Genomic DNA, 4,698 nt, shown 5'->3' with positions numbered 1-4,698 from the left:
CACCTGTCACCTGTCACCTGTCACCTGTCACCTGTCACCTGTCACCTGTCACCTGTTCCCTGTTCCCTGTTCCCTTACTTAAGAATCTGTGTTAATGCTGGTTGTAAGTTAGGATATTGATACTGAAAACCTGATGCTAAAGTCCGTTGGGGTAAGACTTGCTGCCCTTCTAATACCACTTTTGCCCCATCTCCTAACATCGCTTCTAAAGCAAAACCTGGCACAGGTAACCAAGAAGGACGATTCATCACTTGACCCATAGTTGTGCTTAATTCTGTCATCCTGACGGGATGGGGAGCAGTAGCATTATATACTCCGTTCATTGTGGGTTGGGTTAAAGCTTGGATAATTAAACTGACAATATCATCTAAATGAATCCAGGAAAACCACTGACGACCACTACCAATGGGTCCACCGGCAAAGAGTTTAAAAGGGGTAATCATTTTCCCTAAAGCACCACCATTCCCTAAAACAATGCCTAAACGCAAAATTACTAAACGGACACCAATATCTTTAACTTTCTCAGCCTCTTTTTCCCATTCTTTGCACACTTGGGAGAGAAAATCTTGACCAGGGGGACTATTTTCATCAAAGGTTGCTGTTTCGCTAGTTCCGTAGTAACCAATAGCAGAAGCATTAACTAATACAGTTGGTCGAGGATTCATTTTAGTTATGGCTGCGACAATTTTCTCTGTACTCAGTTTGCGACTGTTGAGAAGTTCCTGTTTCCGTTCTGGTGTCCACCGTTCTTCTGCAATGGGTTCTCCTGCTAAATTCACTACTCCATCACAACCTACTAGAGTATCTTGCCACGGACCTGATACGGTGGGGGTATAGGCAATAATTTCTAAATTAGGAAAAGCTGAAGCCGGAAAGACCTTTTGGGCAGATGTGACATTCCGTGTTAATACAATTATTTTATGACCTTCTGTGTATAGTCTTTCTACTAGCCGACTACCCACAAATCCTGTTGCACCACTAATCGCTATTTTCATTTTACCTGTTTTTGATGAGAAATTACGCTGAAAACCTGGGAATTGAAGCCTCTAGAAAAGTTTGAGAATTTTGGTATTTTTTAATTTAACGTCAATTGTGACTAGGCCATGGTGGCTATTGGTTTAGAGCCAACCTCCTTAAAAAAATTGAATTTGTGACAACACTGACAGAACTAAAGGCCATCAGCGCCGCTGCACTGGAAGGACTGAGATTAAAACCCCAGCTAGGTAATAGTACACCAGCAGCTAAGGGAATACCTATTGTATTATAAGCAAAAGCCCAAAATAAATTTTGGCGAATAGTATTAAAAGTCGCTCGACTGAGGTGAATGGCTTTGACAACATCGGTCAGGGAATTTCGCATTAAGATAATTTCGGCGGTTTCCATGGCGACATCTGTGCCAGAATGTAAAGCGATGCCTACATCTGCCTGTGATAAAGCTGGAGCGTCATTAATACCGTCTCCGACCATAGCGACCAATGATTTGCTTTTCCCAGACTGAAGAGATTGAATCATGGCAGCTTTTTGGGCGGGAGGGATACCTGCTATGATATCGGTGTTGTTTATTCCTAGTTGTTTAGCGATCGCTGTGGCCGCTTCTATTCTATCACCACTAAGCAACATGACGCGCAAACCCATCTGATGTAATTTATCTACTGCGATTTGAGCATCTGGTCTGAGGGTATCACTGACGGCAATTAATCCGGTTAAAATGCCATCTACAGCCACACCTATGACAGTTTTTCCCGCTTTGGCTAATTTATTTCCCTGTTCTTGTGCTGTTTCGTTAATATCAATTTGGTGATAATTAAACCATTGCCAATTACCTAAAAGCACATTTTTACCCTTCACGACAGCGGATACACCCATACCAGGTTCAGTATGGAAGTCTACAGCATTGGGAATGGTTAAATATTGGCGTTTAGCTTCTTCTTGGATGGCTATAGCCAGGGGATGATAAGTGCCGCTTTCTACCGCTGCTGCTAGTTGAATTAATGATAGTTCTAAAGCTGATTCGGTAATGGATATACAATCTGTCACCGTGGGTTTACCTGTGGTGAGAGTTCCGGTTTTATCAAAAACTATAGTGTCTAATTTGTGAACTTTTTCTAAAACATCACCACCTTTAATTAATAATCCCCTTTCAGCACCTATACCAGTACCCACCAGAATAGCTGTGGGGGTAGCTAGTCCTAAAGCACAGGGACAAGCAACTACCATGACAGCGATCGCTAATTTTAAACTAATCAATAGTGAATAATACTCAGTATGGGGGACTAAATGCTGGGGATGATGTCCCATATTGTGAGCCATTTCCATTGTCCCAGATATGGTAATATCTGGCCATAAGTGAGTTCCCCACAAATACCAAAATCCAAAGGTGAGAAAAGCCGCTGTTAAAACACCGTAGGTAAAATAACCAGCCACCGTATCCGCTAATTTCTGTACTGGGGCTTTACGAGTTTGGGCGGCTTCTACTAAAGCCACGATTTGGGCTAGAGTAGTATCATCACCTGTGCGGGTGGCTTGAATAGCGATCGCTCCTGACTGATTTAAAGTTCCCCCAGTGACAATATCTCCTGGTTGTTTAATTACGGGTACTGATTCCCCGGTTAACATTGATTCATCTATGGTAGTTTGTCCAAAACGAACTTCACCATCAACGGGAATTTTATCACCTGGTAGCACCTGTAACCATTCACCTACCCGCACCTGTTCTGCCGGAATTTCGATTATATTTGCACCAGCAATTAATTTTTCTGGTTCTGGGTTAATAATTAACCGGGCTGTTTGCGGAGAAAGGGCTAATAATTGGCGAAATGCTTTAGCCGCGCGGAGTCTAGCCTGTTTTTCTAAGGTTCTCCCCAACAGAATAAAACCTAGCATCATTACTGGTTCATCAAAGAAGCATTCCCAACCCATTTGGGGAAACAATAGCGCTACTAAACTGGCAATATAAGCTGTAAGGGTTCCCAAACTAATGAGAGTATTCATATTTGGCGCACCCCGTCGCCAACCTAACCAACCTTCGACTAAAATTGGTCTACCAGGGATAATAATTGCTATGGTAGCTAGTCCACAATGAAACCAGATGTTATTTAAAATAGGGAAAATTGCACCAATATTACCAAAATGGCCAATTCCTGATAAAAATAGTAACAAGCCAGCGACTACTAACTGTCTAATTATAGACTGCATTTCTTGGCGCTGTCTTGAGGCGGGGTTGGGGGAAACAGCAGATTGATCACCAGCACTTTTAGCTGTACGTAGTTGACTGGGAAATCCTGTGGCTGTTAACCTCTGAATTAGTGTATCTGCATCTACAGCACCGGGTTCTATTTCTACTACTGCGACCTCCGTTGTTAAGTTCACACAGACGCTTTTAACCCCTAGATGCTGAATAAGCTGTTTTTCTACTGCATTAACGCATCCACCACACTTCATCCCCCCAACGTCTAAAATAATTTTCTCGCTAGTGAGTATTTTTTGGGAGGGAGTAGATTCCGGGAACTGGTTTTTTTGATTTAGTTGCATGATAGGTTTTTACATTCACTCTTCTTAGTTGGACACTTGACAACCAGTGTCTCTACCTTGAGATTAGGCGAAAATCTGCACTTTAGGCGAGGGAAAAAATATTAAGTTTCTTTAGATCCTAACTTCTCAACAAGATCCACTTGTAAATCCCCAAAATATCTTCATCCCAAACATCATAGTTTTGTCCTGGTAGTGTAAATTATAGCCGTTAACTGTAATGGCAACATCAAAATCAGGCTTTTCCAAAAAAAACTTATTTCCCAATCTGATACTACGCTAAAATATCCAGTACTCATGATTAGCAGGATGAGTAAGTGCTTATGTTTATATTTGAGAACTTGCATATCAATTTACTTGATAAAAAATCCTAGAACCAGGCTTGTTTATTCACAAAGTAGGTATTCATAAATTCTTCCGGGGGTTTATTTAAGTAAATCATAGCTTCAACCAAACCAACCAATTGCATTATTATTAATGTAAATCCATAGGTGAGAGAGCCACCAACAACGGAAATTGCTAACATGATAAAACCTTCCGATGTGTAACCAAGAATAAATTTATGTAAACCAAAACCACCGAAAACAATTCCTGCATAACCTGCTAACAGTTGTTTGGTAGCATAGGAGGGGTTAATATTAGTCATGGCTATTCTCCTTGATGTCTAAATTATAAAATTTACGGAATTGATCATTGATCATTAGATAATTACTTTTTTGAACATGACTCCTGTATGATTCAAATAATCATAAAATATAGCAAATTTGGCAAAAAATGTTGTCTATCATATCACATTCATGGCGGGTAATGATTACCCCAAAAAAGTCATTGCTACGACAATATAGATTGTTCTACCTATCTGTTTTTATCAAATCCGGATTATTTTTGAACCAGCAGTTAAGAAGTTACACAAAACTCTCCCAATTTGTTATAGATATAGTTTTATACTATAATTGGGTTAGGGGTTCTGGAACTCAAAAGCAGTGCTGTTAGAGTAGTTTCGAGGTAAATAATGAAAACCCCCTGGTTTATAAAGGGGGACTTTCTTGGGGTAAAAATGTGATGAAAATTAAGGGATAGCACTTTGAAAACATCCTCTAATAAGGATCTAAATCAAATCTTCCCCGCTTGACACTTCTGAGATAATAACCTCGTGAGGGTAATTTATTT

General features: G+C 40.4%; 3 protein-coding genes. All 3 read right to left on the bottom strand.

The window, feature by feature from the left end; translation table 11 throughout:
• Positions 1-74: 74 nt before the first annotated feature.
• The 3 genes from thyD to ACIR131C_RS0113445 all read right to left on the bottom strand — a co-directional run bounded on the left by thyD (position 75) and on the right by ACIR131C_RS0113445 (position 4,174).
• On the bottom strand, positions 75-995 hold the full coding sequence (thyD, locus tag ACIR131C_RS0113455) for a thylakoid membrane protein ThyD (RefSeq protein ID WP_028090621.1): 921 nt from the start codon (positions 993-995) through the stop codon (positions 75-77).
• A gap of 115 nt (positions 996-1,110) precedes the next feature.
• Positions 1,111-3,531 (bottom strand): heavy metal translocating P-type ATPase, encoded by a 2,421-nt coding sequence (locus ACIR131C_RS0113450; protein WP_028090620.1) that lies wholly within the window; start codon positions 3,529-3,531, stop codon positions 1,111-1,113.
• A gap of 367 nt (positions 3,532-3,898) precedes the next feature.
• Complete coding sequence (locus ACIR131C_RS0113445) at positions 3,899-4,174, bottom strand: TM2 domain-containing protein (RefSeq protein WP_028090619.1); 276 nt, start codon at positions 4,172-4,174, stop codon at positions 3,899-3,901.
• Between the last annotated feature and the right edge of the window lie 524 nt (positions 4,175-4,698).

This window comes from Dolichospermum circinale AWQC131C (assembly GCF_000426905.1).
In the GTDB taxonomy this organism is placed as follows: Bacteria; Cyanobacteriota; Cyanobacteriia; order Cyanobacteriales; family Nostocaceae; genus Dolichospermum; species Dolichospermum circinale.
Note: the sequence above shows the minus strand (reverse complement) of the source record. Positions and strands in the feature narration are given on the sequence as shown.

Bases quoted from the DNA above. Each gene is read 5' to 3' on its own strand.
- thyD (WP_028090621.1), bottom strand. From the start codon at position 995: ATGAAAATAGCGATTAGTGGTGCAACAGGATTTGTGGGTAGTCGGCTA.
- ACIR131C_RS0113450 (WP_028090620.1), bottom strand. From the start codon at position 3,531: ATGCAACTAAATCAAAAAAACCAGTTCCCGGAATCTACTCCCTCCCAA.
- ACIR131C_RS0113445 (WP_028090619.1), bottom strand. From the start codon at position 4,174: ATGACTAATATTAACCCCTCCTATGCTACCAAACAACTGTTAGCAGGT.